Source organism: Phyllobacterium sp. 01N428, from assembly GCF_056399405.1.
The window spans coordinates 124,929-151,071 of record NZ_JBFTRH010000011.1; the positions used below are offsets into that span (position 1 = coordinate 124,929).

At 57.9% G+C, this 26,143-nt stretch carries 24 protein-coding genes; 9 read left to right on the forward strand and 15 right to left on the reverse strand.

Annotated features, from left to right (window positions below; translation table 11 throughout):
- Positions 1–10 precede the first annotated feature (10 nt).
- The 5 genes from AC1DNI_RS22190 to mazG all read left to right on the forward strand — a co-directional run bounded on the left by AC1DNI_RS22190 (position 11) and on the right by mazG (position 3,928).
- A complete protein-coding gene (locus tag AC1DNI_RS22190) occupies positions 11–799 on the forward strand; it encodes a TatD family hydrolase (RefSeq protein ID WP_477693485.1) in 789 nt (262 codons plus the stop codon).
- Positions 792–1,601 (forward strand): MBL fold metallo-hydrolase, encoded by an 810-nt coding sequence (locus AC1DNI_RS22195; RefSeq protein ID WP_477693449.1) that lies wholly within the window; start codon positions 792–794, stop codon positions 1,599–1,601. Before AC1DNI_RS22190 ends, AC1DNI_RS22195 begins: the two co-directional genes overlap by 8 nt.
- A complete protein-coding gene (locus AC1DNI_RS22200; protein ID WP_477693450.1) occupies positions 1,598–2,068 on the forward strand; it encodes a YbaK/EbsC family protein in 471 nt (156 codons plus the stop codon). Before AC1DNI_RS22195 ends, AC1DNI_RS22200 begins: the two co-directional genes overlap by 4 nt.
- A 48-nt stretch (positions 2,069–2,116) precedes the next feature.
- Positions 2,117–2,956 (forward strand): class I SAM-dependent methyltransferase, encoded by an 840-nt coding sequence (locus tag AC1DNI_RS22205; RefSeq protein WP_477693451.1) that lies wholly within the window; start codon positions 2,117–2,119, stop codon positions 2,954–2,956.
- A 150-nt stretch (positions 2,957–3,106) separates the two neighbouring features.
- Positions 3,107–3,928: a nucleoside triphosphate pyrophosphohydrolase gene (gene mazG / locus AC1DNI_RS22210; RefSeq protein WP_027233291.1), complete on the forward strand. Its 822-nt coding sequence runs from the start codon at positions 3,107–3,109 to the stop codon at positions 3,926–3,928.
- Positions 3,929–3,933: 5 nt separating this feature from the next.
- Here mazG and hflX read toward each other — a convergent pair whose 3' ends face one another.
- From hflX to AC1DNI_RS22260, 10 genes are all read right to left on the reverse strand, one after another.
- Entirely contained in the window at positions 3,934–5,298 is a 1,365-nt protein-coding gene (hflX, locus tag AC1DNI_RS22215; protein ID WP_477693486.1) for a GTPase HflX, read from the reverse strand.
- Between the two features lie 49 nt (positions 5,299–5,347).
- Positions 5,348–5,587, reverse strand: coding sequence for an RNA chaperone Hfq (gene hfq, locus AC1DNI_RS22220; protein WP_008129219.1), 240 nt, complete (start codon positions 5,585–5,587; stop codon positions 5,348–5,350).
- A gap of 121 nt (positions 5,588–5,708) precedes the next feature.
- A complete protein-coding gene (locus AC1DNI_RS22225; RefSeq protein ID WP_477693452.1) occupies positions 5,709–6,575 on the reverse strand; it encodes a D-amino-acid transaminase in 867 nt (288 codons plus the stop codon).
- Positions 6,576–6,587: 12 nt separating this feature from the next.
- Positions 6,588–7,682 (reverse strand): lactonase family protein, encoded by a 1,095-nt coding sequence (locus AC1DNI_RS22230; protein WP_477693453.1) that lies wholly within the window; start codon positions 7,680–7,682, stop codon positions 6,588–6,590.
- Between the two features lie 8 nt (positions 7,683–7,690).
- Complete coding sequence (locus AC1DNI_RS22235) at positions 7,691–8,455, reverse strand: MBL fold metallo-hydrolase (protein ID WP_477693454.1); 765 nt, start codon at positions 8,453–8,455, stop codon at positions 7,691–7,693.
- A 20-nt stretch (positions 8,456–8,475) separates the two neighbouring features.
- Entirely contained in the window at positions 8,476–9,852 is a 1,377-nt protein-coding gene (gene trkA, locus AC1DNI_RS22240) for a Trk system potassium transporter TrkA (protein ID WP_477693455.1), read from the reverse strand.
- Positions 9,853–9,859: 7 nt separating this feature from the next.
- Positions 9,860–11,221 carry a nitrogen assimilation response regulator NtrX gene (gene ntrX / locus AC1DNI_RS22245; protein WP_027233296.1) on the reverse strand — a complete coding sequence of 454 codons (1,362 nt, stop codon included), beginning with the start codon at positions 11,219–11,221 and terminating at the stop codon, positions 9,860–9,862.
- A 1-nt stretch (position 11,222) separates the two neighbouring features.
- A complete protein-coding gene (locus AC1DNI_RS22250) occupies positions 11,223–13,475 on the reverse strand; it encodes a sensor histidine kinase NtrY-like (RefSeq protein WP_477693456.1) in 2,253 nt (750 codons plus the stop codon).
- Between the two features lie 94 nt (positions 13,476–13,569).
- Positions 13,570–16,257: a malto-oligosyltrehalose synthase gene (gene treY, locus AC1DNI_RS22255; protein WP_477693457.1), complete on the reverse strand. Its 2,688-nt coding sequence runs from the start codon at positions 16,255–16,257 to the stop codon at positions 13,570–13,572.
- 25 nt (positions 16,258–16,282) lie between these two features.
- The gene (locus AC1DNI_RS22260) at positions 16,283–17,740 is read right to left on the reverse strand and encodes an alpha,alpha-trehalose-phosphate synthase (UDP-forming) (protein WP_477693458.1); all 1,458 of its coding nucleotides are present in this window, start codon (positions 17,738–17,740) and stop codon (positions 16,283–16,285) included.
- A 149-nt stretch (positions 17,741–17,889) separates the two neighbouring features.
- On the opposite strand from AC1DNI_RS22260, the gene otsB reads away from it, so the two are divergent.
- Positions 17,890–18,639, forward strand: coding sequence for a trehalose-phosphatase (gene otsB, locus AC1DNI_RS22265; RefSeq protein WP_477693459.1), 750 nt, complete (start codon positions 17,890–17,892; stop codon positions 18,637–18,639).
- A gap of 101 nt (positions 18,640–18,740) precedes the next feature.
- Here otsB and AC1DNI_RS22270 read toward each other — a convergent pair whose 3' ends face one another.
- Positions 18,741–19,667 (reverse strand): Gfo/Idh/MocA family protein, encoded by a 927-nt coding sequence (locus AC1DNI_RS22270; RefSeq protein WP_477693460.1) that lies wholly within the window; start codon positions 19,665–19,667, stop codon positions 18,741–18,743.
- A 231-nt stretch (positions 19,668–19,898) separates the two neighbouring features.
- Here AC1DNI_RS22270 and AC1DNI_RS22275 point away from each other — a divergent pair, with 231 nt between their 5' ends.
- The 3 genes from AC1DNI_RS22275 (at position 19,899) to AC1DNI_RS22285 (ending at position 21,803) form a co-directional block, all read left to right on the forward strand.
- Positions 19,899–20,252: a DUF1428 domain-containing protein gene (locus AC1DNI_RS22275; protein WP_091946287.1), complete on the forward strand. Its 354-nt coding sequence runs from the start codon at positions 19,899–19,901 to the stop codon at positions 20,250–20,252.
- A 151-nt stretch (positions 20,253–20,403) separates the two neighbouring features.
- Positions 20,404–21,192 carry a GGDEF domain-containing protein gene (locus AC1DNI_RS22280; protein WP_477693461.1) on the forward strand — a complete coding sequence of 263 codons (789 nt, stop codon included), beginning with the start codon at positions 20,404–20,406 and terminating at the stop codon, positions 21,190–21,192.
- 101 nt (positions 21,193–21,293) lie between these two features.
- Positions 21,294–21,803, forward strand: a complete 510-nt coding sequence (locus AC1DNI_RS22285) for a DUF1993 domain-containing protein (RefSeq protein WP_091922747.1) — start codon at positions 21,294–21,296, stop codon at positions 21,801–21,803.
- A gap of 9 nt (positions 21,804–21,812) precedes the next feature.
- On the opposite strand, the gene AC1DNI_RS22290 is transcribed toward AC1DNI_RS22285, so the two are convergent.
- The 4 genes from AC1DNI_RS22290 to dusB form a co-directional block, all read right to left on the reverse strand.
- The gene (locus AC1DNI_RS22290; protein WP_027233302.1) at positions 21,813–22,286 is read right to left on the reverse strand and encodes a YfbU family protein; all 474 of its coding nucleotides are present in this window, start codon (positions 22,284–22,286) and stop codon (positions 21,813–21,815) included.
- Between the two features lie 139 nt (positions 22,287–22,425).
- On the reverse strand, positions 22,426–23,886 hold the full coding sequence (gene ntrC, locus AC1DNI_RS22295; protein ID WP_027233303.1) for a nitrogen regulation protein NR(I): 1,461 nt from the start codon (positions 23,884–23,886) through the stop codon (positions 22,426–22,428).
- 2 nt (positions 23,887–23,888) lie between these two features.
- Positions 23,889–25,043 (reverse strand): two-component system sensor histidine kinase NtrB, encoded by a 1,155-nt coding sequence (locus tag AC1DNI_RS22300; RefSeq protein ID WP_228018403.1) that lies wholly within the window; start codon positions 25,041–25,043, stop codon positions 23,889–23,891.
- On the reverse strand, positions 25,043–26,065 hold the full coding sequence (gene dusB, locus AC1DNI_RS22305) for a tRNA dihydrouridine synthase DusB (protein ID WP_477693462.1): 1,023 nt from the start codon (positions 26,063–26,065) through the stop codon (positions 25,043–25,045). The genes AC1DNI_RS22300 and dusB overlap by 1 nt, the downstream gene beginning before the upstream one ends.
- Positions 26,066–26,143: the final 78 nt, after the last annotated feature.

The following is a 26,143-nucleotide window of genomic DNA, read 5'->3' on the forward strand; positions in this document are numbered from 1 at the left end:
GCGAATGACGATGCTTGTCGACAGTCACTGCCATCTCGACTTTGCCGATTTCGAGGAAGAACGGGATGCCATCGTCCAGCGGGCGCTTGATCACGATATCAAGCGCCTCGTGACGATCGGCACGCGTGTCCGGCGCTTCGACACGATCCTTGCCATCGCCGAACGCTATGAAAGCGTCTACGCTTCGGTTGGCACGCATCCGAACAATGCGCATGAGGAACTCGACGTAACAGCCGACGAGCTGATCCGTCTGGCAGAGCATCCGAAGGTGGTGGCGATCGGCGAAGCGGGGCTCGACTACCATTATGACTACGCGCCACCGCAAGCGCAGGCGCAGGGACTGCGCACGCACATTCAAGCGGCGCGCGTCACGCAGCTTCCACTGGTCATCCACGCGCGCAACGCCGATGACGATATGATTTCGATCCTCAAGGAAGAATCGGGGAAGGGGACCTTCCCTTTCATCCTGCACTGCTTTTCCTCTGGCGCAGAACTCGCCAGGGTTGGTGTGGATCTTGGCGGTTACGTTTCCTTCTCAGGCATACTTACCTTCAAGAATTCGCCCGAGATACGTGACATAGCCCGTAATGTCCCGCGTGATCGGGTGCTGGTTGAGACCGACGCGCCCTATCTTGCGCCAGTGCCGCATCGCGGCAAGCGCAACGAGCCGAGTTTCGTCCGCCACACGGCTGCTGTCCTTGCCGATACCATCGGCGTCAGCGAGGAAGAGATCGCCCGCCTGACGACTGATAACGTGTTCCGGCTTTTCACCAAGATGCCAAGGCCCGCCGATGCCTGACCGCTTGCGCTTCACGATTCTCGGCTGTGGCTCTTCGCCGGGCGTGCCGCGCATCAATGGCGACTGGGGCAAATGCGATCCGGGCAATCCGAAGAACCGTCGCCGCCGCGCCTCGATGCTGGTCGAGCGCATTGCCGAAAATGGCGGTGTCACCACCGTTATCATCGACACCGGCCCGGATTTCCGCTCGCAGATGATCGATTTTGGTTCGGGCAAGCTCGACGCTGTTGTCTATACGCATCCTCACGCCGACCATATTCACGGGCTTGACGACCTGCGCACCTTTGTCATCGATCGCCGCGATCTCTTCGATATCTATGCGGACGCGCCAACCCTGAAGAGGCTCTATGACGCCTTCGGATATTGCTTCAAGACACCCGAAGGATCGAGTTATCCGCCGATATTGCGGCCGCACGAGATTATCCATGACGAGAGTTTCGCGATCGAAGGCGCGGGCGGAGCGATACGCTTCCTGCCATTGCCGCAGATCCATGGAGACATCGTTTCGCTCGGCTTTCGCATTGCCGATATTGCCTATTGCTCCGACGTGAGCGCATTTCCTGCGGCGACGGCCTCTGCCTTGGCTGGCCTCGATACGCTGGTGATCGACGCGCTGCAGTACCGGACGCATCCAAGCCATTTTTCTTTAAAAGAATCAATTGAATGGATCGATAAGCTCAAGCCGCGTCGAGCAATCCTGACCCACATGCATGTGCCGCTCGACTACGAGACGGTCATGCGCGAAACGCCCGATCATGTCGAACCCGCGTTCGATGGACTGACATTCGAGGTCAACCTATGAGCAAGAGCGTCGAACGTGTTCGCCAGGCAGCCCACGCCGCCGGCTTTGAGATCGAGATTCGCGAGATGCCGGATTCGACCCATACGGCCGAAGACGCGGCTGTGCAATGCGGCGTGACCGTCGGCCAGATCGTCAAGTCGCTGATCTTTCAAGGCGCTGAGACCGCGAAGCTGTATCTGTTTCTGGTGTCCGGTCCGCGGCAACTCGATCTCGGCAAGGCCGCACGTTTGACTGGCGAAGCATTGCACCGTGCTGATCCAAAGCACGTGCGCAAGGAAACCGGCTTCGCCATTGGCGGCGTTGCGCCCATCGGCCATCTCATCGACATTGCGGCTTATGCCGACGAGCATTTGATGCGGTACGATGTTGTCTGGGCGGCCGCAGGCGGCACCAATTTTGTGTTTCCGAGCGATCCCAAGGCCTTGGTCAGGGCTGCAAAGGCCCAAATTGCGGATATTGCTGGCTGATTATATCTATATGTTAGTTCCATAATCTATCTTATGTGACTTTTGTATTTGGGATGGGCACATTCTATTTTCAATTGCGACACGCACCGAACCCTCCCTTGGTTTCAGGAGGCGCAGTGCCGCGCGGTCGAGGCATTTGAAGTCCGGAGAAAAATACTGAAGATGAAAAGCGACGATCGTGAACTCCAGTCTGCCCAAAAGTTCGATAGCTCGCGAGCGGATGAATATGAAACCCAGAGCCGGATAGCCCTGGCTGGCTATGAGGCATGCCATGAACTTGCCGCCTGCATGTTGGCTGCAGCACTCGGACCTGGAGGCAAGCGACGCATTCTCATCGTGGGCGTCGGTGGCACTGCACAGGAAATAACCGCAGTTTCCAAAATCGAACCCACGTGGCGGTTCGTTGGCATTGACCCTTCCGAACCGATGCTTGCGCGTGCTGCACAGCGCCTTCAGGAGCAAGGCCTAAGCGACAGAGCCGAACTGCATCTGGGCACATTGGACGTTCTATCGACAGATGCAACGTTTGATGCCGCCATGATGCTCGGGGTGCTGCATCACCTGCCCGGTGATGACGCAAAGAACGCCATACTGAAGGATATCGCAAATCGGATCGCGCCCGGTGCGCCTCTCATCCTTGCGTGCAACCGCTATGTTTATGCCAAGAAACCGCACTTGCTTGCCGCGTGGGGAGAACGCTGGCGGATGCATGGTGCGACCAGCGAGGACGTCAAGGTAAAGCTTGGCAAGATCCTGCAAGGCGCCGACCCACCTGCATCTGAAGATGAGGTGTTCAGCCTGCTTGATGTCGCGGGTTTTGAACGGCCGGAAGGATTCTTTTCAAGCTTGTTTTGGGGTGCGTGGATCGCCTGGCGTAAAGCGCTTTAGAGTGGTCGTCACCTACGAAATCACCTGTTGCGGCCCCGCTCCCATTACGACGTGGCCCACAAGGTGTCCTTATCCAGATGTTGTGGACAAATTTCGCTTGCGATCCAATCCGTCATGTTCGGCAGCACTGACGTGGCCTATGCTCTATCCATGAAACCATCACGCGATATCTCCCGCCTCCTCGATATCATGCAAGCCCTGCGCACGCCTGTCACCGGCTGCCCGTGGGATCTTGAACAGGATTTCAAATCCATTGCGCCCTATACGCTGGAAGAAGCCTTCGAGGTGATCGATGCCATCGAACGCGACGATATCGACGATCTGCGCGAGGAACTCGGCGATCTTCTGCTTCAGGTTGTCTTTCATGCCCGCATGGCCGAGGAAATGCAGGCATTCGATTTCGGCGACGTGGTTCAGGCGATCACGCACAAGATGATCCGGCGGCATCCGCATGTGTTCGGCGAGGAAGCGGCGCGTGGCGCCGGCATGGCCAAGGGCATGTGGGACAAGATAAAGGCCGAGGAAAAGGCGGAGCGGCGCGAGCGCCGCGCGGCGCTCAATCTCAGCCTTGCCGAAAAAGAGGGCTTTCTCGATGATATTCCGCACGGCTTCCCCGCGCTGATGCGTGCGCTGAAGCTGCAGCAGCGCGCCGCCAAGGTCGGTTTTGACTGGTCGGAAGCGGCGCCCATCCTTGACAAGATCGAAGAGGAAATCGGCGAGCTGAAGCAAGCGATCGCCAGCGGCGAGCATAAGGATACCGAGGAGGAATACGGCGATCTTCTCTTTGCCATCGTCAATCTCGGCCGCCATCTCAAACTCGAGCCGGAGAGCGCGTTGCGCGGGACGAACGAGAAGTTTCGCAAGCGCTTTCACTACATCGAGCGCAAGCTCGCCGAACAGGATCAATCGCTTGGCGCGGCTACGCTTGAAGAGATGGAAGCGCTATGGCAGCAGGCGAAGAGCGAAAAGTAAGCGCCCTACCGCGCATTGCGGCCAAGCTTTTCCTCGAGCATCTCGTTTGAGGCCACCGTCATGTCCATTGTCAGCGCGATCGATCCGTCGTCGAGGTCTTTGCGCTTTACATTGCTCGAATGCTGGTAAATCCAGTCCATCAAGCGCATCTGGTCATGCTTGAGCGTGACCTTGACCCGGGAAAGTGTGCCGGAAATTCGGCCCTCGATCTCCTGTAGCAGGGCGTCCACGCCCTCGCCTGTGATCGCCGAAATCGGGATCGGATGCTCGCTTCCGGAAACCGCGGCGCTCTGGCGCAATGCTGTCTCGCGGCCAGCCTCATCAAGCAGATCGATCTTGTTCCAAACCTCGATGATGCGCTTGGAGTCGCCGCGTTCAATGCCAAGACTTTCCATGATCGCATGAACGTCTTCAGCCTGAGCGGCCGTATCGGGGTCGGAGATGTCGCGCACATGCAGGATAAGGTCCGCCTCCACCACCTCTTCGAGCGTGGCACGGAACGCGGCTACCAGATGTGTCGGCAGGTTCGAGATGAAACCTACCGTATCGGAAAGGATGATCGTCTCGCCGTGTTCGAGGCGGATGCGGCGCAGCGTTGGATCGAGCGTGGCGAAGAGCATGTCCTCGGCGACGACCCGTGCTCCCGTGAGCCGGTTGAACAAGGTCGATTTGCCGGCATTGGTATAGCCGACGAGCGCCACGACCGGATGCGGCACCTTCTTGCGCTTGGCACGGTGCAACGTGCGCGTGCGGACAACGGTTTCAAGTTCACGCTTGATGCGCAGGATCTTTTCCTGCAAGGCACGCCTGTCGGCCTCGATCTGGGTTTCACCGGGACCGCCGAGAAAGCCGCCGCCACCGCGCTGGCGTTCAAGGTGGGTCCAGCTGCGCACGAGCCGGCCCTTCTGGTAGGTCAGATGCGCAAGTTCGACCTGGAGCGCGCCCTCCTTCGTCTGCGCCCGGCGCCCGAAGATTTCGAGGATGAGCCCGGTCCGGTCGAGGACCTTGGCATTCCATGCCTTTTCGAGATTGCGTTGTTGTACAGGCGTCAAAGGATGATCGACGATCACGAGTTCCGCATGGGATGCTTCCACGAGTTCGCCGATCGATTCCACCCTGCCCGTTCCGAGCAAGGTCGCCGGTCGCGGGTTGGGAACCTGGACGATATCGGAATGGACGATGTCGAGATCGATGGCGCGCGCTAGTCCCTCAGCCTCTTCGAGACGGGCTTCGTCGCTGCGCTGGAATTCATGCTGGAAACTGCTGTGATTGCCCGCATCCTTGCCGCCATCGGCAAAGCGCTGCGGAAGGATCGGCACGATCACGATAGCGCGCGTCAGTTCCCTGGCCGTTTCACCGTTGTTGGTAATCGGGCTGGACTTCTTTGCGTTACGCCGGGTTTCTTTGGTCAAATTGGTTTCAGTCGCTCTCTTCAACTTCGAACATTTGCACGGGCTGGCTCGGCATTATGGTCGAGATCGCATGTTTGTAGACGAGCTGCGAATGGCCGTCGCGGCGTAAAAGCACGCAGAAGTTGTCAAAAGAAGTGACAATACCGGTCAGTTTCACGCCATTGATGAGGAAAATTGTCAGAGAAATCTTTTGTTTTCTGACTGAATTCAGAAAAAGATCCTGAAGATTCTGCGATCGTTCAGCCATTGTTCTTGTCCTTTTATGCGATCAGCAAAGCGTCTCATACAACATTCGGCAGCAGGAGTGGAAATGAATCGACTCCTACGGGAGGTGAAAAAGTGCGTCTGTTAGTCCCCTCACTCTCCGGTTAACAGGCTGGCGTTCTTTCCGCAACGTCAAAAAACGCTTCCCGTAAGGAAAGTGTAGTCTCTCCAGGATGGCCATTTGCCACCGATTCGCCGTCAATCGCAACGATCGGCATGATAACAGTGGTCGCAGCCGTCATGAAAACCTCCTTGGCTTTCTTGGCTTCGTCCACTGAAAACCCCCGCTCCTCGATCTTCAGCCCCAGCTTTTTCGCCACATCAAAGATGGTCGTGCGGGTAATGCCGCGCAAGATGCCATTTTCGGCCGGCCGGGTCACGAGCGTACCGTCCTTGGTCACGATCCAGGCATTGGTCGCCGCGCCCTCCTTGACCGTGCCGTCGGGATCGATGAACCAGGCTTCCTGAGCACCCTCCTCCTTCGCCTGTTGGCGCGCAAGCACGTTGGGCAATAGACCGATCGACTTGATGTCCACGCGCTCCCAGCGATTTTCCGGCACGGTTATCACCTTGATTCCCTTGGCCGCGCGCGCCGCCGAGGCTTTCGGATCCGTGCGCTTCGCCGTAACGACGATAGATGAAGGCGTGCCGGCAGCGGGAAACACATGATCGCGCCTGGCGACACCGCGCGTGACCTGGAGGTAGACGAGCCCGTTATGAACGCGGTTGCGCCTTACCACTTCCTTGATCACGACGACGAGTGCCTTGCGATCCATCGGCCAGGCGATGCGCAGTTCCGAGAGCGAACGATTGAGGCGATCGAGATGGCGGGTCATGTCCATGATATTGCCGCGCGCGATTTCGCAGACTTCATAGACGCCGTCGGCAAACTGATAACCGCGGTCCTCGATATGAATTCCCGCTTCTGAGTGCTGGACATACTGGCCGTTGACATAGGCAATGCGTGACATCTGCTTGCAACCTCAACCGAACGTGCCGAAGACGACGCGCATAGGGTTGGGCAGGTCGACACGCTTGCCGGTATCGGAAAGCGCACCCGTCGAAACATCGCGCTTGAAGATGGCGATACCTCCGCCTTTCTGGTTGGCGACAAGCATGAAAGCTCCACTCGGATCGATCGTAAAGTTGCGCGGGCCGATACCCTGCGACGGCGTCCAGCCGATCAGCGACAGTTCGCCGGAAGGTGCAACGGCATAACTGACGATGCTGTTGTGGCCGCGATTGGACCCGTACAGGAACTTGCCATCGCTGCTGATCGCAATTTCCGCACAGGTGTTCGTATCGGTGAAATCGTCCGGGAGGCTAGGCAGCGTCTGGAGGATCGAAAGTTCGCCATCGGTTGGATCGTAGTCCAGTGCGCTGATGGTGCAGTTCAGCTCGTTGATCACGTATGCGACCTTGCCGTTTGGATGAAACGTTAGATGGCGCGGGCCCGCACCGTCCGGGAACTGGACGTACGGCGCCGACGCGAGTGTCATCGCCTCGCCTTTCTTCGGCAGATTATACGCGACGATCCGATCGAGGCCGAGATCGCAGACGAAGAGGTAGCGGTTGTCGGGGCTCGCCACCGCACAATGGCCATGCTGGCGCTTGTCGGTGGCAATGATGGCGTGCTTGCCCTCGTGTGCCGCGGCGGCAAAGGCCGGCTCCAGCCCACCGTCTTCCCGCAGGGCGAAGGCCGCGACCGCATTGCCGGGTTGCTCGCCAAGATCGGCCACGGTGTAGTTGGAGGCAAAGATGGTCTCCCCCTGCTGGTCAAAGCCAAGATGGCACGTCGTGTTGCCGAGTGTCGGCTGCATGTTGATGTAGGAAAGTGCTCCCGTCTCAGGGTCGATATCGAAGGCGACGGCCAGATTCTCGTTCCAGGCGGGGATCTCAACGGCGGCGTAGAGACGCTTGCGCTTCTCGTCGATGGCCAGATAGCCCGGATTGTCGATGGCGAGATATTCGCTCGCAGGGGTCAGTTCTCCAGTCGCGCTGTCAAAGCGATAGACGCTGATCCCGGTGCCCTGGCCGTTGCGATTTTGCGTTCCGACGAATGCGAATGTGTTTGGCATGGATGGTCTCACGAAGTGGGGGCTGTCAGATGGAGGATTTCTCCATCGTCGGGGATGATGAGTCTATGCTTATCAACCGACCGGCTGTTCGCATAGGCCCGAAGCTCTTCCCGCGATGTTGTCGCGTGGTCGAGCGCTTCCATGTGAACGGCAATGACCCTGGTATGGGGAGCCGCGATCTCGCACACGTCGCTGGTCTGTTCAGCGTCCATGACGATGAATACGTCATCCCATTTGGCGCCGCAGGAATGGGTGATGATGATATCTGGCTCAGCCGTCTCGATGGTCTCGCGCACGGGAGGGTAGAGAATCGTATCGCCCGCCCAATAGATTGACGGCTCGCCCTCGCCCTCGATGGTAAAGCCCATCACCTTTCCCATCTTCTCGAGAACCGGACCCGACCCGTGGTTCCCCTCGCGGCGTTTCACGTAAATGCCGTTGATGGTCAGGTCATCGTAGAGCGGTGTGACGTCGAGAAATCCGAACGACCTGATCGTGTCCTCATCGCCCGGCTGGCAAATAAGCGGCAGGTGCTTCGGTACGCAGTCCTGTGCGACCTTGTCGAAATGGTCGGCATGAAGATGCGACACGAGGACAAAATCGACACCTTCCAAAATCTCGTCCGTCGATGCCGGCAGTTCGACCATCGGATTTGGAGAGCGCCCGGTGAATGACGGCCTGCTGTGCTTTGGTCCAAAGTCCGGGTCGATCAGGATGACCGAGCCGGCATAGTCGAGCTTGAGCGTAGCGTTGCGAAAGAGCTGTAGCTTCATGAGATCTGCCTTTCTGGGGGTCAGAAGAATTCGAGGCTGACGCGGAACATCTGTTCGACCTGTTTGACCGTCTCCGCCGTGGCGAAGAGAACGACGCGGTCACGCGGCTTGATCCGGGTACTGCCCTGCGGCTTGATAAGTTCGCCGTTACGATAGATCGCGCCGATGCGCAGTCCGTCAGGCAGATCAAGTTCGCTGAGCGTCGCGCCAACCAGCGGCGACGTTTCTAGCGCTTCAGCTTCGATGATCTCGGCTTTGCCGTTTTCGATGCTGTGCACTGCACGTATGCGGCCGCGCCGCACATGCTGGAGTACGCGCGAGATGGTGACGCTGCGCGGGCTGATTTGCGCGTCGATGCCAAGCGATTTCGCAATATCGAGATAGTCGGGATTGTTGATGAGGACGAGGTTGGATTTGCACCCGAGACGCTTGGCCATGACACTGGCCAGCATGTTGACCTGGTCGTCATTCGTCAGCGCAACGATCAGATCCGCATCCTCAATCTCAGCCTCCCGCAACAGCTTCTGATCGAGGGCACTGCCGTGGAGGACGAGGGAGCGATGCAGATCATCTGCGATCGAATTGGCCCGGCGGAGGCTGGCTTCGATAACCTTGACCTTCGTCCGTGGCTGGCGTTCCTCAATGGTCTGGGCCACGTAAAGGCCGATATTGCCGCCGCCCGCGATGACGATCCGCGTCGCTTCAGGCTCCTCATGGCCGAACAGGGCCAGCGTGCGCGTAATCTGCGCTGAAGGTGTCGCGACATAGGCGACATCGCCCGGCATCAATTGGTCGCTTGAATGCGCTACCGCCAGCTTGCCATCGTGGACCACTGCCATCACCGTGGCATTGAGATCGGGAAACATGCTGGTCAATTGCGCCAGTTGGGTATGGACGACCGGGCAATCCTCCAGGCATTCGATGGCCAGCACCGCGACCTTGTCATCGCAGAGGCGGACGACGTCGGTGACGCCCGGCAGCGCGATACGGCGCAGGACCATTTCCCCGACTTCGAGTTCAGGCGAAATGATGACGTCGATCGGCATGTGTTCGCGTGAGAAAAGGTCCTGGTAGTGCGACTGCAGATAGGATTGAGCGCGGATACGCGCGATCTTGGTGGGGACGTTGAAGAGCGCATGGGCGACTTCGCAGGCGACGATGTTGACTTCATCAAACAGCGTTACCGCGATGATCATGTCGGCCTGATCCGCCCCGGCCTTTTCAAGCATGTCGGGATGTGCGCCATGCCCAACGAACCCGCGAACGTCGAGCGTGTCACCGACAATCTCGATGAGATCGGATGACATATCAATGACGGATACGTCATTGCCCTCGGCCGCGAGCCTCTCGGCAATGCCGTAGCCTACCTGTCCAGCGCCGCAGATGATGACGCGCATTTTGCGATTAGACCCCGAGGGATTTCAGCTTCCGGTGCAGTGCTGAGCGTTCCATACCAACGAACTCGGCGGTGCGCGAGATGTTTCCGCCGAAACGGTTGATCTGGGCGACGAGGTATTCCTTCTCGAAGCGTTCCCGCGCTTCGCGTAGCGGCAACGCCATGATGTGCTGATCGGACTCGGTCGGCGCCTTGGGCAAGGTATCGCCAATCTCTGCCGGCAGGAGGTCCGCAGTGATCACCGCTTCTGGATCGTCACCTCGGGCCAGGATGATCAGGCGCTCGATGTTGTTGCGCAACTGGCGAATATTGCCGGGCCAGGAGTGCGACTGCAGCACGGCCATGGCGTCGGGGCCGATCTTGCGAGGCTTGATGCCAGCCTGGTCGGCGATCTGGGTCATGAAAAACTCGACGAGAGCCGGGATGTCGTCGCGCCTGTCTGCAAGCGGCGGCACGATGACGGGAACAACCGCGAGCCGATGGAACAGATCTTCGCGGAAACGCCCTTCGGCAATCATCGCCTCGAGGTTCTGGGCGGTGGACGAGATGATGCGGACATCGACCTTGATCCGCTTCGTACCCCCTACCCGTTCAAACTGCTGATCGACAAGGACGCGCAGGATTTTGTTCTGCGTTTCGCGCGGCATGTCGGCGATCTCATTGAGGTAGAGGATGCCGCCGTGGGCCTCTTCCAGCGCGCCGACCTTGCGCTCGCCGCCGTCGGATTCCGTCCCGAACAGCTCGATCTCCATTCGCTCCGGTGTGATCGTCGCAGCATTGAGATTGACGAATGGTCCCTTGGATCGGATGGACAGCGCGTGTATCGCGCGTGCCGTCAATTCCTTGCCCGCGCCCGATGGACCCGTAATCATGATGCGACTGTTTGTCGGCGCGACACGCTCGATGGTCTGCCGCAAATGATTCATCGGCAGCGACGAGCCGAGCAGTTCGAAGCTCTCACTGGACCGCTTGCGCAGATCCGAAACTTCACGCCGCAGCTTTGAGGTTTCGAGCGCCCGCTCGGCGACGAGGATCAACCGGTCCGCCTTGAACGGCTTCTCGATGAAGTCATAGGCGCCGCGACGGATCGCAGATACGGCTGTCTCGATATTGCCATGCCCCGAAATCATCACCACCGGAATCTCCGGGTGGCGCTGCTTGATCTCGTCAAGCAGCGCAAGGCCGTCGAGACGGCTTCCCTGCATCCAGATGTCCAGGAAGATCAGGCGGGGAATTCGGTCGTCGATGGCAGTCAAGGCACTATCTGCGTCGGAGGCAACGCGGGTTTCGTAGCCCTCGTCGCCAAGTATCCCTGCAACTAGTTCGCGGATGTCGATCTCATCATCGACGACAAGGATGTCAGATGCCATCTCAATTCACCTGCTTATTATTTGCGGCCTCGGTCGAAGCCTTTGCGGTAGGAAAAATCATGCGGATCATGGCGCCTCGCCCGGCGTAGAAATCGTCCGGCGCGTCATGCAGTTCGATCTGGCCACCGTGGTCCTCGACAATCTTCTTGACGATCGCAAGACCAAGCCCGGTCCCCTTCTGCCGAGTGGTCATATAGGGCTCGAGCAGGCGCTGGCGGTGCTCGCGCGGGAGGCCTTTGCCATTGTCGAGGATCTCGACGATCAGTTGCTGGTCCTGACGTTTGGCACGTATCAGAATATGACCATCAGTTACGCCATCTTTTATTGCAGAATCAATGGATTCGGCAGCGTTCTTGATAACATTCCCGAAGGCTTGCCCAAGCAGCCGCCCGTCGAACTGACCGGACAGCGGCTCATCGCCGAAATGACGTTCGAAGCGAACATCGCTGCGGCTGACCTCAACGAGAAAGGAGGCTTCACGCAAGGCTTCGCGCAGATCCATCGTTTTGATTTCCGGCTTCGGCATGCGGGCGAATGACGAGAACTCATCGACCATGCGGCCGATATCGCCGACCTGACGGATGATCGTTTCCGTGCATTGATCGAAGACTTCACGGTCCTCGGTGATGACCTTGCCGAACCGGCGGCGCAGGCGTTCGGCCGATAGCTGAATGGGCGTCAGCGGGTTCTTGATTTCATGGGCGATGCGCCGGGCGACATCAGCCCAGGCCGAAGAACGCTGTGCCTCGACGAGATCGGTGATGTCATCGACGGTGACGACATAGGAGTGCTCGAGCGCTTCCGCGTCTTCCAGTGTAATCTGCACGTTGAACGTGCGGGCACTGCCGCGCCGCGACATGCTGACCTGTTCCCTATAGACCGAGCGGCCGGTGGCGTGCGCCACCTCGAAGATAAGGCCGATTTCGGGGACGAGAGCGGTAAGGTTCTTCCCAACGGTGTCGACGGCGTCGAGTTCGAACATCGCCTCGGCGGATCTGTTGACAATGCCGATGACGCCATCGCCGTTGACGCTGATCACGCCCGCCGTCACGCCTGAAAGCACAGCCTCGGAAAAACGCCGGCGTTCGTCAATCTGATCCTTGGCGGTGACGAGTTCGCTGCGCTGGGTATTCAACTGCTCGACCATTGTATTGAAGGTTTGGGACAAGGAACCCACGTCGCCATCGGAGCGGCGCACCGGCACCGAAACATCGAGATTGCCTGTCGCGACGTTATCCGCCGCGCCAATCAGCAAACGGATCGGCCGTACAAGGCGATCGGCAACCGCGATACCCGTCCAGATCGCGGACAGGAGCAGCGTCAGCGTCAGGCCGAAATAGAGAAGCGCAAACAAAATCTGCGTGGTGATGCCTTTGCCGTCGTTCTTCTGCGCATCCTCGGCCCGCTGCTCCATGAGGCGGCTGGAACTCAAAATATCGGCATCGACGGGCCTTACCGCATAAAGGAAAAGGCCCGGAATGTCCCGCAGCTTGATGACCGCGCTCAGGAGATTGGTCTGTTCCGGCGGAATGAGAACGGGTTTGCCGTCGGCGGCGGTGTCGAGCACCGATCTGGCCACCGCAGGAATAGTCACCTCAGTCTTGATATCTGCACGGACCGCGATATCACCATTCGGCCGAATGAGCGCGGCGCCGATCAAGCCGCGTCCGAGCGCCTGCTGCGTCATCAGGCGGGTAAACCCGGTGCGGTCGAGGTTATAGAGCGTACGCATCCCGTCGAGGTCGTTCACCATTTCGAGCGTCGTACCCTGCAGATTGCGAGCACTTTCCTGGATATACGAGTTGGCGAGGCTTATGGATGAATTGACAATCGTCGTGGTTCGCATTTCAAACCAGCGGTCGAGGCCAAGATCTAGGGTGACGGACGCAACGATGGCAACGATCATGGCCGGCACGGCAGCTACCAGCGAAAAGAGCACGACCAGCCGCACATGTAGTCGGGAAGCCGCCTTTCCGCGGCTGCGCGCCTGGGCAATGCGGTAGATTTCACGGCCGATCAGGATCATCAATGCCAGAATTAAAACGGCATTGATGCTGGTGAGCAGCAGCGTGACCTCACTGTTCGGATGAATCGGCGTCATATCGGTCAGGATCAGGAAGGTAACGCCGGTGGTCAGCAGGGCCAAAATGACGGTTGCAATACCCGCACGCGAGTAAAACCGCTGGTTGCTGCCACTACGTGCAGCGCCAGTCCCTGACGTCTGAAACAGATTGACCGAATTCGATAAGAGCATTGTTATGTGATTCCAACCACGTGGCAGTCATGCAACACATTGTGGCGGAAATGCAACGCTCTCCCGCGACATCGTGGAAAGTTTCGGATTGAAATCAGGTTTCCACAGACTCGAATATGTCGTCATCAGACACCAAAGTCAGGATTGGGAACTCGCGAAATCCCTCGGCCAAGGAGTAGTTGGCGCTGAAGTTCGTCTGATTCCCGGTCATCAAGTGCCGGAAGGTAACGCCACGCAATTGCGCTGGAAGCGCCAGCGACGTCTGTTCCCAGTCCGATAGCGGTAGGAATGGACTGCTGAACTGTTTCAGCATGGCAAAACACAGTCGCGGAACCGCAACGATTAGATATTGCCCTTCAAATTCCCGATAGAACGCGACGACGTGGTCCGCCAGATCACCATTTACATGCAGCGGGATATATTGGCCGCGCAAAAACAGGCCGGGTCGTTGCAGGCGCAGCTTCAAATAGGTCTGCACCAAACGCAGCTTCACCGCGCCGGAATGCCAGTCTTCTAGCAAGACATTCAGTTGCGTCTGGCTGGCGCTGGCCAATGCCTTTTTCAGTTCATCGAAGTCGACAAAGTGCGAGCCGAATTGACCGGTGGGCGAAATGTCCCAGGTTTCGGAGCCAGCGCGTATCACCGGAACACCCGGTACGGTAAGTTTCAAGACGGTTTGCGAAAGGCTGTTCAGCGCACCTGCAAGCCAGAATGGCCTTGCCGTTTCGACAAAATCTCCCAGGAATTCCTCGTCGGCGAAAAGACGGTCGATATAGTGTGTTACAGCCTCGCCATAGGGCTTGTCAGTGCCCGTCCAGAGGGACAACGAATCGGATTCGCGAATAGCGCTCGCCATGAATGCCACGAGCTCATCGCGAACCAAGGCGAGACCAGCCTTGTCGTGCGCGAGCAAGGAGGCAGGCCAGATGGCGGCAAGCGTTTGATAGAGCAGCCACTCAGCCTTGGGGTCCGGGACAACGGCATTCTCAATCGTGACGAGATTGCCGGCCTGGCCCTGTCGCCAGCGCTCGACGGCGGACGCCCACCGTTCAGGTGCTTCGGAGAGCGCGAGAAACCTCATTCGTGCATCCTCACCGAACTTGGTGGCATAGCTGTAAGAGGTCGCCAGCATGCCGGAAGGCTCGGTTCTCGCTTTTTCATGCATGGAGTGATGAAAGGACCCGACGGGATCGGGTTTGACGTTGGATTTCAGGATAAGCTCATCCAGGGCGATGGGCCCCCGCGTATATTGGTAGGACTTCTCCAATGAACTCGCCGCCACCGCTGCCGCCATCTGCTGAAAGCGTCCGGAAAACGTCTCGGCAATCGCGGCGTTCACGGTTTTTTTCGGCGATTGCATGACCCCCAGCACAAAGCTCAAAACGTCGTTCTCTTCAGGGGTCTGGCCCTCTCTTTTCGAGACTTGGGCAGCAGTGGAACGCAGCGCCCGCGCATAGAACGGCGATATCCTTCCGTCCTTGGAATAGGCGCGAAAGACCGGGAGCGAAGTTGCAAGGTCGACAACGGCGCGGCTAAGCATCGTCGGCTCATCGCTTGGCGGCTGCAATTCCGTCAAAAGTTGCACCAGCTGGGCGAGATCATCGGCAAAGGCCGCGTGCAGAATGTTTGCTTTGACGTGGTTATGGTCGCCAGCAAATTCAGTCGTTGGATCAAGCTTCGACCAATGGCGTTGCAAGGTCGACAGGCCTTGCGGGTCGATCAACAGATCGGTGACCGTCCCAATAAATTCATAGCCTGCCGTACCGTTTACCTGCCATTCCGAGATGGCGCTTTCGCCCTTGAGAACTATCTTGTCGGCAATAAGGAACGCATCTTCACCAGCCCGTTGACGCAAAAGCCTCGTATAGGTCTCCGGGTCAGCCAACATATCGATGTCGTTCACCCTGAAACCCCTCACCTGCGTCCTTTGCAGCAATGAAAGCGGTTCACGGTGAAAATCTTCGAACACATCAGGTTGCTCGTGGCGCAATCCGACCGTCAGGCCCAAATTACCTGCGTTTCGCGCCGCCGGTGCTTCGTTTTCCACCAACCGCCAATTTTGCAAATCCAAGATCGCATCGCGCCACCCCGCGTCACCGGCAACATTGTTAAGATGCGCAGCCAGATCGATAAGCGCGGTTGTGTCAGCCTCCTTGAGAATACCGCCGATGTCTCTGTGAAACTCAATGGATGCTTCTGGGGTGGCTTGGTCCGCCACCCCAATCAGCTCGGCCGCCAGTGCATTTTCATTGCGATCGAGCACGGCGGCGTAAGAAGACGGTTCGAAGGGGTAAAAGACGCCTCCATAGGCAATGCCGATACTTGCGAGGCGCCGATTGAAGCAAATTGTGAGAAGGCGGGCCTCAATCTCCTCACCCATCGGCCGTTCAAGGACTGGCAACAGGACCGGCCCAGCCCAGTCTATGTCAAAGTGGCCGGCATAGGTCGCCCTGCTTCCCCATTCGAGGACATCGAACCACCATGAGTTTTCGGACGACGCCGGCATCCGGCTGGGGTTGAGATCGATGATCAGAGCCAAGCCGGCTCCGGCGAGGCGGGTATTCAGTTCGGCAAACCCGCTCTCTGCACCCAATTCCACGTCCAGAACCTCAGGGCTGACGGTGGCTAGACCATGCTCACCCACTTGCACGCTTTGGAATGGCGAGGACATGCTGAGGGCATCCACTCCCAACTCGCTCATATAGCCGGCCGCATCCGCAGCGTGCTTGAAGGTCGTCCCGTGGCGCAGTTGGATTCGATATGCTGATTTGGGTGTGTACATGCTTTCGCTCGACAGCTCTCGCAGATCAATGCCGGCTGCTGCTCATGGTCCCCATGCCGGGCTCTTTGCGCCACTTCGCGTGTGACGAAAGTTGCGCGCGTTGAACATTGGGCTCGACCGACCGCAGCGCCGCAACGTAGCGGCGCTGCCAAAGATCGGCATTGTTGGTCGAAATCTGACTGAAGAGGTTTCGGTGACGGGCCTTGCGCTCATCCATAGGCATCGTCGCCGCCTTCTTAATGGCTTGCGCAACCTCGTTAACATCGTAGGGGTTGACGATGAGTGCGTCACCGAGCTCTTCCGCCGCGCCCGCAAACCGCGACAGAATGAGGATTCCGGGATCCTCATCGTCCTGGGCTGCGATATATTCCTTGGCGACGAGGTTCATGCCGTCGCGAAGCGGCGTGATAAGCCCGATCAGGCTACAGCGGAACAGGAGCGCCAGCCGCTCCCGTGATATGCTCTGATTGATATATTGGATTGGAGCCCAATTAATATCGGCGTGCTTGCCGTTCACCGCTCCGGAAAGCTGTTCGAGTTCCCCGCGAATGTCGGAATAGGCAGTGACGTCTTCGCGAGAGGGTGAGGCCACCTGCAAATATTCGGCATGTCCGCGATATTCCGGGGATGTATCGAGAAACTTTCGAAACGCCTTCATGCGCTGCGGCAGTCCTTTGGAATAATCGAGGCGATCGGCCGAAATGACCTGGAAGCGCTTGAGCAGACTACGCCGCTTCCGCTCGAGCTGGATCTCCTCGTCGGTCTCCTGCGCCATGGCAGCAAACTGATCGACGTCTATGCCGATCGGAAAGTGACCGATCTTGATTGTCCGGTCGTGCCACCTGATCCTGTCGGGGCTAAGGAATTTGACGTCTGAATTGCCTTTCAGATAGCGGCAGAAATTGTCTGCATCGTTCTGTGTCTGAAACCCGATCAAGTCGAACCGCAGCAGGCATTCACGCAGCCATTGGTGCCGCGGGATCGCTGAAAAAATATCCGAGGGTGGAAAGGGTATGTGCAAGAAGAAGCCAATCTTGTGATTGCAACCCTTGGCGCGAAGTTCGGAAGCCAGGGGAATTAGATGGTAGTCATGCACCCAAACGAGATCGTCGTCGCGCAGATGGGGATGAAGAACGTCGGCAAACTTGCCGTTCACCCGGGCATAGGATCGCGCAAACTCGGTTCGGTAATCCATGAGGTCGAGCCGATAGTGGAATGTTGGCCACAATACCTTGTTGGCAAAGCCCAGATAATAGTTGTTATGTTCCTCTTTGGTCAGAGGCATGGTTAGGGAGGCGACATTATCGTAGGTTTCGACCCGCGCATCCATTGAGCGGGACTTATCGACGATATCGCCGTTCCAACCCATCCACATCCCGCCGCTGCTTTTCAGCGCATCGACAATTCCGACTGCAAGCCCCCCGCTCAGTGTTTTGCCTCCCAGATCGGCTGTCCGATTTGAGACAACAACAAGGCGTTCCATATCAATACCCCAGTTTCATGAGAGTAGGGCTAACTTCTCGCCCCACGATTGGTTCCCGAAATATTTCGCGATGGAACGATCCGGGAACTAATCGGTTTGGTGAGAACAGCCAAAAATTCGAATGAGATGCTTCAGCGAAGGAATGAGTGATGAACGATGTCAGCGAGGTGCTCCCGGCAAAAATCGGCTCGTGGGCACTCTTCCTTGATGTCGATGGAACGTTGATCGACATTGCTGCGACGCCCGATAGTGTCGAGGTTCCTCCTGCTCTCCCGCATGAAATCAGCCAGTTGGCGGCCCGGCTGGGCGGAGCATTGGCACTGGTCAGCGGCCGCTCAATCGCTTCAATCGACGCGCTGTTTACACCTTGCAGGTTTGCAGCGGCAGGATTGCACGGCGCAGAACTCAGAAGCACGCTCGATGGGTCCGTAGAGCGCACTCCCGTCAATGATGCCGATCTGGACGATGCGCGCCGGGAACTCGACGACCTCGTGCGGACGTGGCCAGGTATCATTATCGAAGATAAGGGGATCAGCCTCGCTGTCCATTACAGGCAGGCGGAAGCGGCGCATGGCGAGGTTGACCAGCGGGTTTCCGATCTTCTGACCGAGCTTGGCCGGAACTGGGTCCGGCAGGACGGAAAGATGGTTGTCGAAATTCGCCCGAGCGGCACGAGCAAGGGCGAAGCACTCATACGGCTGATGGCACACCCACCGTTTCAGGGTCGACTCCCCATTGCGATTGGCGATGACATCACCGATGAGGCGATGTTTGGCTATGTCAATGAGGTCGGCGGACGTTCGGTCAAGGTGGGAACGGGGGATAGCAAGGCCCAGTTCACCGTCGATACACCCGACACCGTACGCAAATGGATTGCCAAAGTTTCAGCTTCAGTTTGAGGGCTTGATTTGAAATTCCCGGCGGATCGATGTGCGCCGGGAATTGGATGTCGCAGGCCTATTGCGGCGGTTGCTTTTAGAGGCGCAGTTGGTTGCCAGCCTCAGTCGTAAAAAGCCTCAACAATCTTCCTTTTGCCGAGCAGGAACGCGTCGGCCACGTGCCGCAGCGGCGATAGATCGACATCCGATTGCCCAGCTTTGATGATTTCGGCAAAGCGTCGGTAGAGCTGCGCATATTCCTGTTCAGGTTCGGCGAATGTGAGCTCGCCATTGATGAAAAGCTTCGCGCCGCCGTCCGAGAGCACCATTGTGCCAGCCTCGGTCTCGGCGATGATGTCCCATGTCTGTTTTCCGGTCTGCCGCCAATCGAAAACCGCATGAACCGGCAGATTGTCGGCGTCCTGGAACTGCAGGTCGGCAGCGATGGGTGCGTCGCAATTCTCAGGAAATTCAAGCGTGGCGCTGGTCAGAAATGCCGCGCGTGGGAGAATATGGGTCACGATCGACAGCGCATTGATTCCGGGGTCGAAAACGCCAAGTCCGCCCGCCTGCCAGATCCATGCCTGGTTGGGGTGCCAATGGCGCACGTCCTCTTTCCAGTTCACTTGAACGCTCGTGATCCTGGTTGCAGCAAGAAATGCCTTGGCCGCTTCTACGGCCGGAGCATAGCGCGAATGCCAGCTTGCAAATAAAGACAGGCGCTTCGCCGCAGCCGTGGCTTCAAGGTCGGCAACTTCCGAGAGAGTGGCGCCAGGCGGCTTTTCAAGGAACACATGCTTTCCTGCCGCGAGTGCCTTGTGCGCAGCCTCGTAGCGAAATTGCGGTGGCATGCACAGCGATACGGCGTCGATCGTCGGCACCGCCTCAAGCATGGCGTCGATCGTCTTATAGGCGTCGATACCCTCAACGGTGCCGTTGCGGCTTGCCGTGGCAACGAGCTTGAAATCGGGATTCCTGGCGATTGATGGAAGATGTTGGTCGTTGACGATCTTGCCGACGCCTACGATGGCGAGATTGATGGCGGACATGGTTTTCACTCGCGTTGGGGCATTCTGTTCTTCTAGGAAATCGAAGCTTCTCACTGCTTCGGTTTCCACCGTCATGGACCTTTTTTCATGTAGGCTTGTCAATCCAAAACACGAATGCGCAGGCAAGCCTCGGCATGTCCGATTTGAAAAATTTCCACGCGTGTTTCGCAAACGCCAACTCAACGTGTAGTGTCGTATCGCTAGCAATGTTCAAACTCACCGGAGGAAGACATGCCTTATGTTGACGGTTTCCTGGTCGCAGTGCCCAAGGACAGAATCGAAGAATACAAGGAACTGGCCCGTAAAGCGGGCGATGTCTGGATGGAATATGGCGCGCTTTCCTATGTTGAATGCCTGGCCGACGATGTGCCTTACGGGGAACTCACCTCCTTCCCGCGCGCCGTTCAGGCCAAAGATGATGAAACGGTCGTATTTTCTTGGATTACCTATGAATCCCGTGAAAAGCGGGATGAAATCAATGCCAAAGTCATGGCGGACCCGCGCCTCAAGGGCGACATGGACAACATGCCTTTCGACGGCAAGCGCATGATCTACGGCGGCTTCAAATCCTTCATGGAGCTTTGATCTTCGCCTTGAACGAGATGTGGCGCGTGGGGCCCTCGCCCCACGTTTCGAGGAAATGCCAGGGCAATTAAAATTTGCAGCATTAGCAAAGAATATTTTTCATAGCTTTGCGCTGTACTGTCCTTTGGTCCTAAGCGTGCGGCGAATTGCTATGACTACCTACGATCTCTGGATGACCAAATTTGGCGACTATTCTCCGATCAAGCAGATCGCGATTATGGTTGGTATGGCCATTATATCGGCGGATATTCTTGCCGCAGTCTTTTTCCTCGCGATCGGGCTCGACCGCCTTTCGACGGTGCTTGTCGTAACCACGTTCATTGTCGTGATTGTCAGCGTTCCGCTTGGAGCGTTTCTCATCGGCCTGAATTTTCGGTTGAAGCAGATAGCGATCGAACGCGATCTTGCTGCCCGCATGGATGACCTTACCGGCCTTGCGAACCGCAACGAATTCTACCTGCAAGTCGAGCGTCTGATCGATGGTTCCGCCCGGAACCTGAGTGCAGGCGCCCTGCTATACATTGATGCCGACTACTTCAAAACCATCAACGATCGCCATGGACACGCGGTCGGCGACCGGGTCCTGCGCGAAATCGGGCATTTGATGCAGACGGTCATCAGCAAGGGTGACTTTGCAGCCCGCTTCGGCGGCGAGGAGTTCGCGGTATTCCTGAAGGATGCGGATTTCGGTCGCGCAGACTGGCTGTCACAGAAAATACTGACCGGCGTCCGCAACATATCTCAGCTACTGCAGATCAAGGATCTGGAGGTAACGGTCAGTGTTGGCATCGCCATACACGAGCCCGGTCAATCGCTGGAGACGGCTCTCATTGCGGCCGATACATGCCTTTACGCAGCCAAGAACCAGGGCCGGAACCGTATCGTCCACGCGACCAGCGACACCAAGGTTCGCCACGATAACTATATGCGGACGTTTTAGGGCATTGCTGTAAAGTGCTCTTGAAATCGAAATCCATCGGCGTATTTGCGTTTGGCAGCAAGCAATGTCGCCACGTCTGCCAATGCCTCAAGGAGCGCCCTATGGCACTTAATATGTACACGATATCGGTCCCGGCCTATCTACGCGGTTTCGCCGTTCTCGCCAGTCTGATCGAAAAAGCCGAAGCATATGCCGAGGAGAAGAAGATCAATCCCACCGTGCTCGTCAATGCGCGTCTCGCCCCGGACATGCTCTCGCTTGCCGGACAGATCCAGCGGGCAAGCGACACGGCCAAGGCGACGATCGGCCGGTTGACGACACTTGAGATTCCGAAATTCGCCGATGAAGAGGCGAGCCTTGCAGACTTGCGCGAGCGTATTGCCAAGACCGTGGCTTTTCTTGAAAGCGTGGATGCCGGTGCGCTCGATGGCGCGGAGACCAAGGACGTGGTTCTCAGCGCCGGCCAGCTCAAGGTGACCTTGAGCGGCGAGGAGTATGTGCAGAAGTTCGCGCTGCCGAACTTCTATTTTCACGTGACGACCGCCTATGACATCCTGCGCCACAACGGTCTTCAGGTCGGTAAGCTCAACTATATCGGCGCGTTGAGCTGAACCTGAACATCAGGCGACGAGATGCTCGATCTGGTCGGCGGTTAGTTCGCGCTTTCTGCCGATTTCATCCCAGCGCCTTAGCATCTTCCGGTACTGGTCGAGTTGCGCCTCAGGCTGATTGTCGGCGCTTCGCGAGATTTCCTGCGGGAAATTGAGAATCTTGGCAAGGAAGTCCGCATAGGCAAACTGTTCGTGCGGCTGGGCTGCGCCAAATCCGACAAACTTGCTCTTGTCCGGATTGGTGTTGCCGGCTGCGACGCTCGACCCGCGGATCGCGCGGAAAAGCCCGAGTATGTCGTTCATCTCCTGCGCCGCTGCGGCGCTGACGGTTTCCTCGGTTATGCCGAGTTCCTGATAAAGATCCTCGAAACCGCGTTCGACCACTTCCTGGTGCCGGCCATAAAGGCTCGACTTGTCAGGGTCGAGTTTCTTCAGGATCTCGTACTGATTGAACAGAATCAAACGTTCCGCAAAGCTGAACACGATAGACCTCCATACTCCGCCCGCTGCCTTCTTGCGGCAGCAATAATTACGGGATTTTCGATGGTCACTATGCGCATAGTCCTGTTAAGAACGGTCTATTCCACTCTCTACAATTTTAGCTTTCCGGGTATTTCTGTTCTCAGCGGTCGCTCTTGCTGCTCTTGTAGATATTGACGCCGAGTTCGCGAATCTTCTTGCGCAGCGTGTTGCGATTGAGACCCAGCAGTTCCGCCGCCTTTATCTGGTTGCCATGCGTCGCCGTCAGGCAGGAAAGGATCAGCGGATATTCCATTTCCTCCAGCACGCGCTGGTAGAGGCCGGCAGGCGGAAGCTTGTCGCCGTAGGACATAAAATAGCGCTGCATGTTCAGTTCGACCGCCTGGCTGATGGTCAATTCTTCATTCGCAATCGCTGTTGGAGCCGATTCTGCCGGCCGAAGGTCGGCCTTCAGCTCGGATTCGATCACATCCGCATTGATTTCGTCCTGCGGATAGAGCGCGGCGAGACGGCGCACGAGGTTTTCGAGTTCGCGTACGTTCCCGGCCCAGGGATAGCGACGCATCAGGTCGAGACCATCGGCGGTGATCCGCTTTTCGGGCAGACCGTCCTTCGCCGCCAGCTTGAAGAAGTGGCGGACGAGATCGGGAATGTCCTCCCCACGCTCGCGCAGTGGCGGCAGGCGCAGCGGCACGACGTTGAGCCGATAGTAGAGATCTTCCCGGAATAGTCCCTGATTGATCAGAGTCCTGAGATCCTTGTTGGTTGCAGCAACGATGCGCACATCGGTCTTGATCGGCGTGCGGCCGCCCACCGTCATGTATTCACCCTGTTGCAGAACACGCAAGAGCCGGGTCTGCGCCTCCATGGGCATGTCGCCGATCTCGTCGAGGAACAGCGTGCCGCCATCGGCCTGCTCAAAGCGACCGCTGGACCGATTCTGTGCACCGGTAAAGGCGCCGCGCTCATGACCGAACAGTTCGGATTCGATCAGGTCGCGCGGAATAGCTGCCATGTTGATCGCAACGAAGGGCCCCTTGCGGCGCCGGCCATACTCATGCAGAGCGCGCGCGACGAGTTCCTTGCCCGTACCGGACTCGCCTGAGATCATGACCGTCAGGTCGGTCTGCATCATGCGGGCAAGGACGCGGTAGATATCCTGCATTGCGGGCGAGCGACCGACGAGCGGCATCGTATCGGGCTGCTCTTCGCCATGCCATTTTTCGGGCTTCTTTTTCGGTTCAGCCAGCGCGCGGCCGACAATGCTGACGAGTTCGGTGAGATCGAACGGCTTCGGCAGATATTCGTAAGCACCCGCCTCCGAGGCCCGGATAGCCGTCATGAACGTGTTCTGCGCACTCATGACGATGACGGGAAGATCCGGCCGCGATTTCTTGATGCGCGGCAGGAGATCGAAGGCGTTTTCATCCGGCATCACCACATCGGTGATGACCAGGTCGCCATCGCCAGCCGATATCCAGCGCCATAGCGTCGCCGCGTTGGAGGTGATGCGAACATCGTAACCTGCCCGCGAAAGCGCCTGATTGAGGACCGTCCTGATCGCCGCGTCGTCGTCTGCAACGAGAATGCTGCCCAAACTCATGATCAGGATCCTGCTTTATTGGAATAAGGATTTTCGTCTGCATGCGTTCCGTCGGCTGAGCCGCTGTCCCATGCAGGCATAAGAATGCGAAACGTCGTCTTGCGCGGCACCGAATCGCATTCGATAACGCCGCCATGGTCGCCGACGATCTTGGCGACAAGCGCCAGGCCAAGGCCGGAGCCATTGGGCTTGGTCGTCACGAACGGGTCAAAGAGATGCGGCATGATATCGGGCGAAACGCCGGGGCCCGTGTCCTGCACCGTGAATTCGAGCGGCAGCGAGACGCGGTTGCGCATACCCGGGACCGAAAGACGAATACCGGGGCGGAACGCGGTCGAGAGGGTGATCTCGCCCGGCTCGTTGGGGCCGATCGACTCCGCGGCATTCTTGACGAGGTTGAGGAAAATCTGAACGAGTTGGTCCCGATTGGCAAAGACATAAGGCAGCGAGGGATCATAGTCCTCGTGGAACTTTATGTGGCTGGCGAACCCGTTCTTGGCAATCGCCTTCACGTGATCGAGGACAACGTGAATATTGACAGCCTCGCGCTCGATGGGGCGCTCGTCTGAGAACACTTCCATCCGGTCGACGAGCGAGACGATCCGATCGGTTTCATCAGTAATGAGGCGCGTCAGCGCGCGGTCATCATCGTTCAGCCCCGTTTCCAGCAACTGAGCCGCACCGCGAATACCGGACAATGGGTTCTTGATCTCATGCGCCAGCATCGACGCGAGCCCGGTGACGGATCGCGCAGCGCCGCGGTGGGTCATCTGCCGGTCGAGCTTCTCCGCCATGGAGCGTTCCTTGAACAGGATCACGATCGACCCGGGCGCTTCGCTGACCGGCGTCACGTAGAGATCGACAATGCGGTCCTGTCCGAGGCGCGGCGAGGAAACGTCGACGCGGTATTCATTGACCGGCGATGGATTTTCGCGGACCTGCTTGACCAGCGCGAGAAGCGGGCTGCCGAAGGGCAGCAGCATGTCCAGCGTATTGCGGCTGAGAATGCTTGCGCTGGAACGAAAGAAAGCCTCGGCGTCGGCATTGGCATAGGAAATGTACCCGGCTTCATCGAGCATGATCACCGGATGGCGGATCGAATTGAGCACGATGCCGGCCAGCTTGTCTTCGAGCACCGACTTGTCTGCTGAGGTCATCAGGCAACTTTCTTCATATCTGTAGAGCCACCGCGCGAGAGCGCAGCATATAAAAGGCGCGAAACGTGAATAGGATTGGTCTCCGTCATGATCGAACCGCGTTCATTCGCGGTGACGTCAAGGCCTTGGCGGTCGAGATACCAGCCAAGATGCTTGCGCGCATGCCGGCTGCCGGTGGTCTCGCCGTAATGGGCGAGCATCGCCTCATAATGCGCAACTGCATAGTCGGCGATCATATCGCTCTCCGCACCCTTTCCGTTGACGATACTGCCGGGGAGCCATGGTTGACCGTAGGATCCGCGCCCTACCATGACGGCATCCGCTCCGGATGCTGCGAGAATCGCCTCCGCATCGTCACGATTCAGGACATCGCCATTGGCCACAAGCGGTATCGATATAGCTTCCTTGACCGCGCGAATGGCATGCCAATCCGCCCTGCCCTCATAAAATTGGCAGCGCGTCCGTCCATGGACGGTCACCATCTTGACGCCGGCCTGCTCGGCCCTTGCCGCGAGTTCCGGCGCGTTGATCGTTGCATCGTCCCAGCCAAGGCGCATTTTCAGCGTCACAGGAACGCGGACGGCGCCGATCGTCGCCTCGATCAATGTCATGGCGTGGTCGAGATCGCGCATCAGCGCGGATCCTGAAAGACCGCCTGTTACCTTTCTTGCCGGACAGCCCATATTGATGTCGACGATATGCGCACCCTCGCCTTCAGCGATCCGCGCTGCCTCTGCCATCCACCTCGGCTCACGGCCGGCGATCTGCACGACATGAGTCCCGAGCCCGTCGCCCTTTAGACGCAGCAAATTGCCGCGCTCGCGGGTGCAGAGCTCGGCGCTTGCGACCATCTCGGAAACAACCATGCCGGCCCCCGCCTGCCAAGCGAGTTGGCGAAAAGGCAGATCCGACACACCGGACATCGGAGCAAGGAACACGCGATTGCGCAGAATGACCCCGCCAACGTGCAGTGAGTCTGCCAATTCAACCCGCGATTTTGCCTGTTTCGTATGCAGTTTCATAATAGCCTATGCTTTAGACAGGATCGTGCCTCTTCGCAAGGCAAAGTGCGGCGTTTGTTGCTCCTATTTTGACATTGT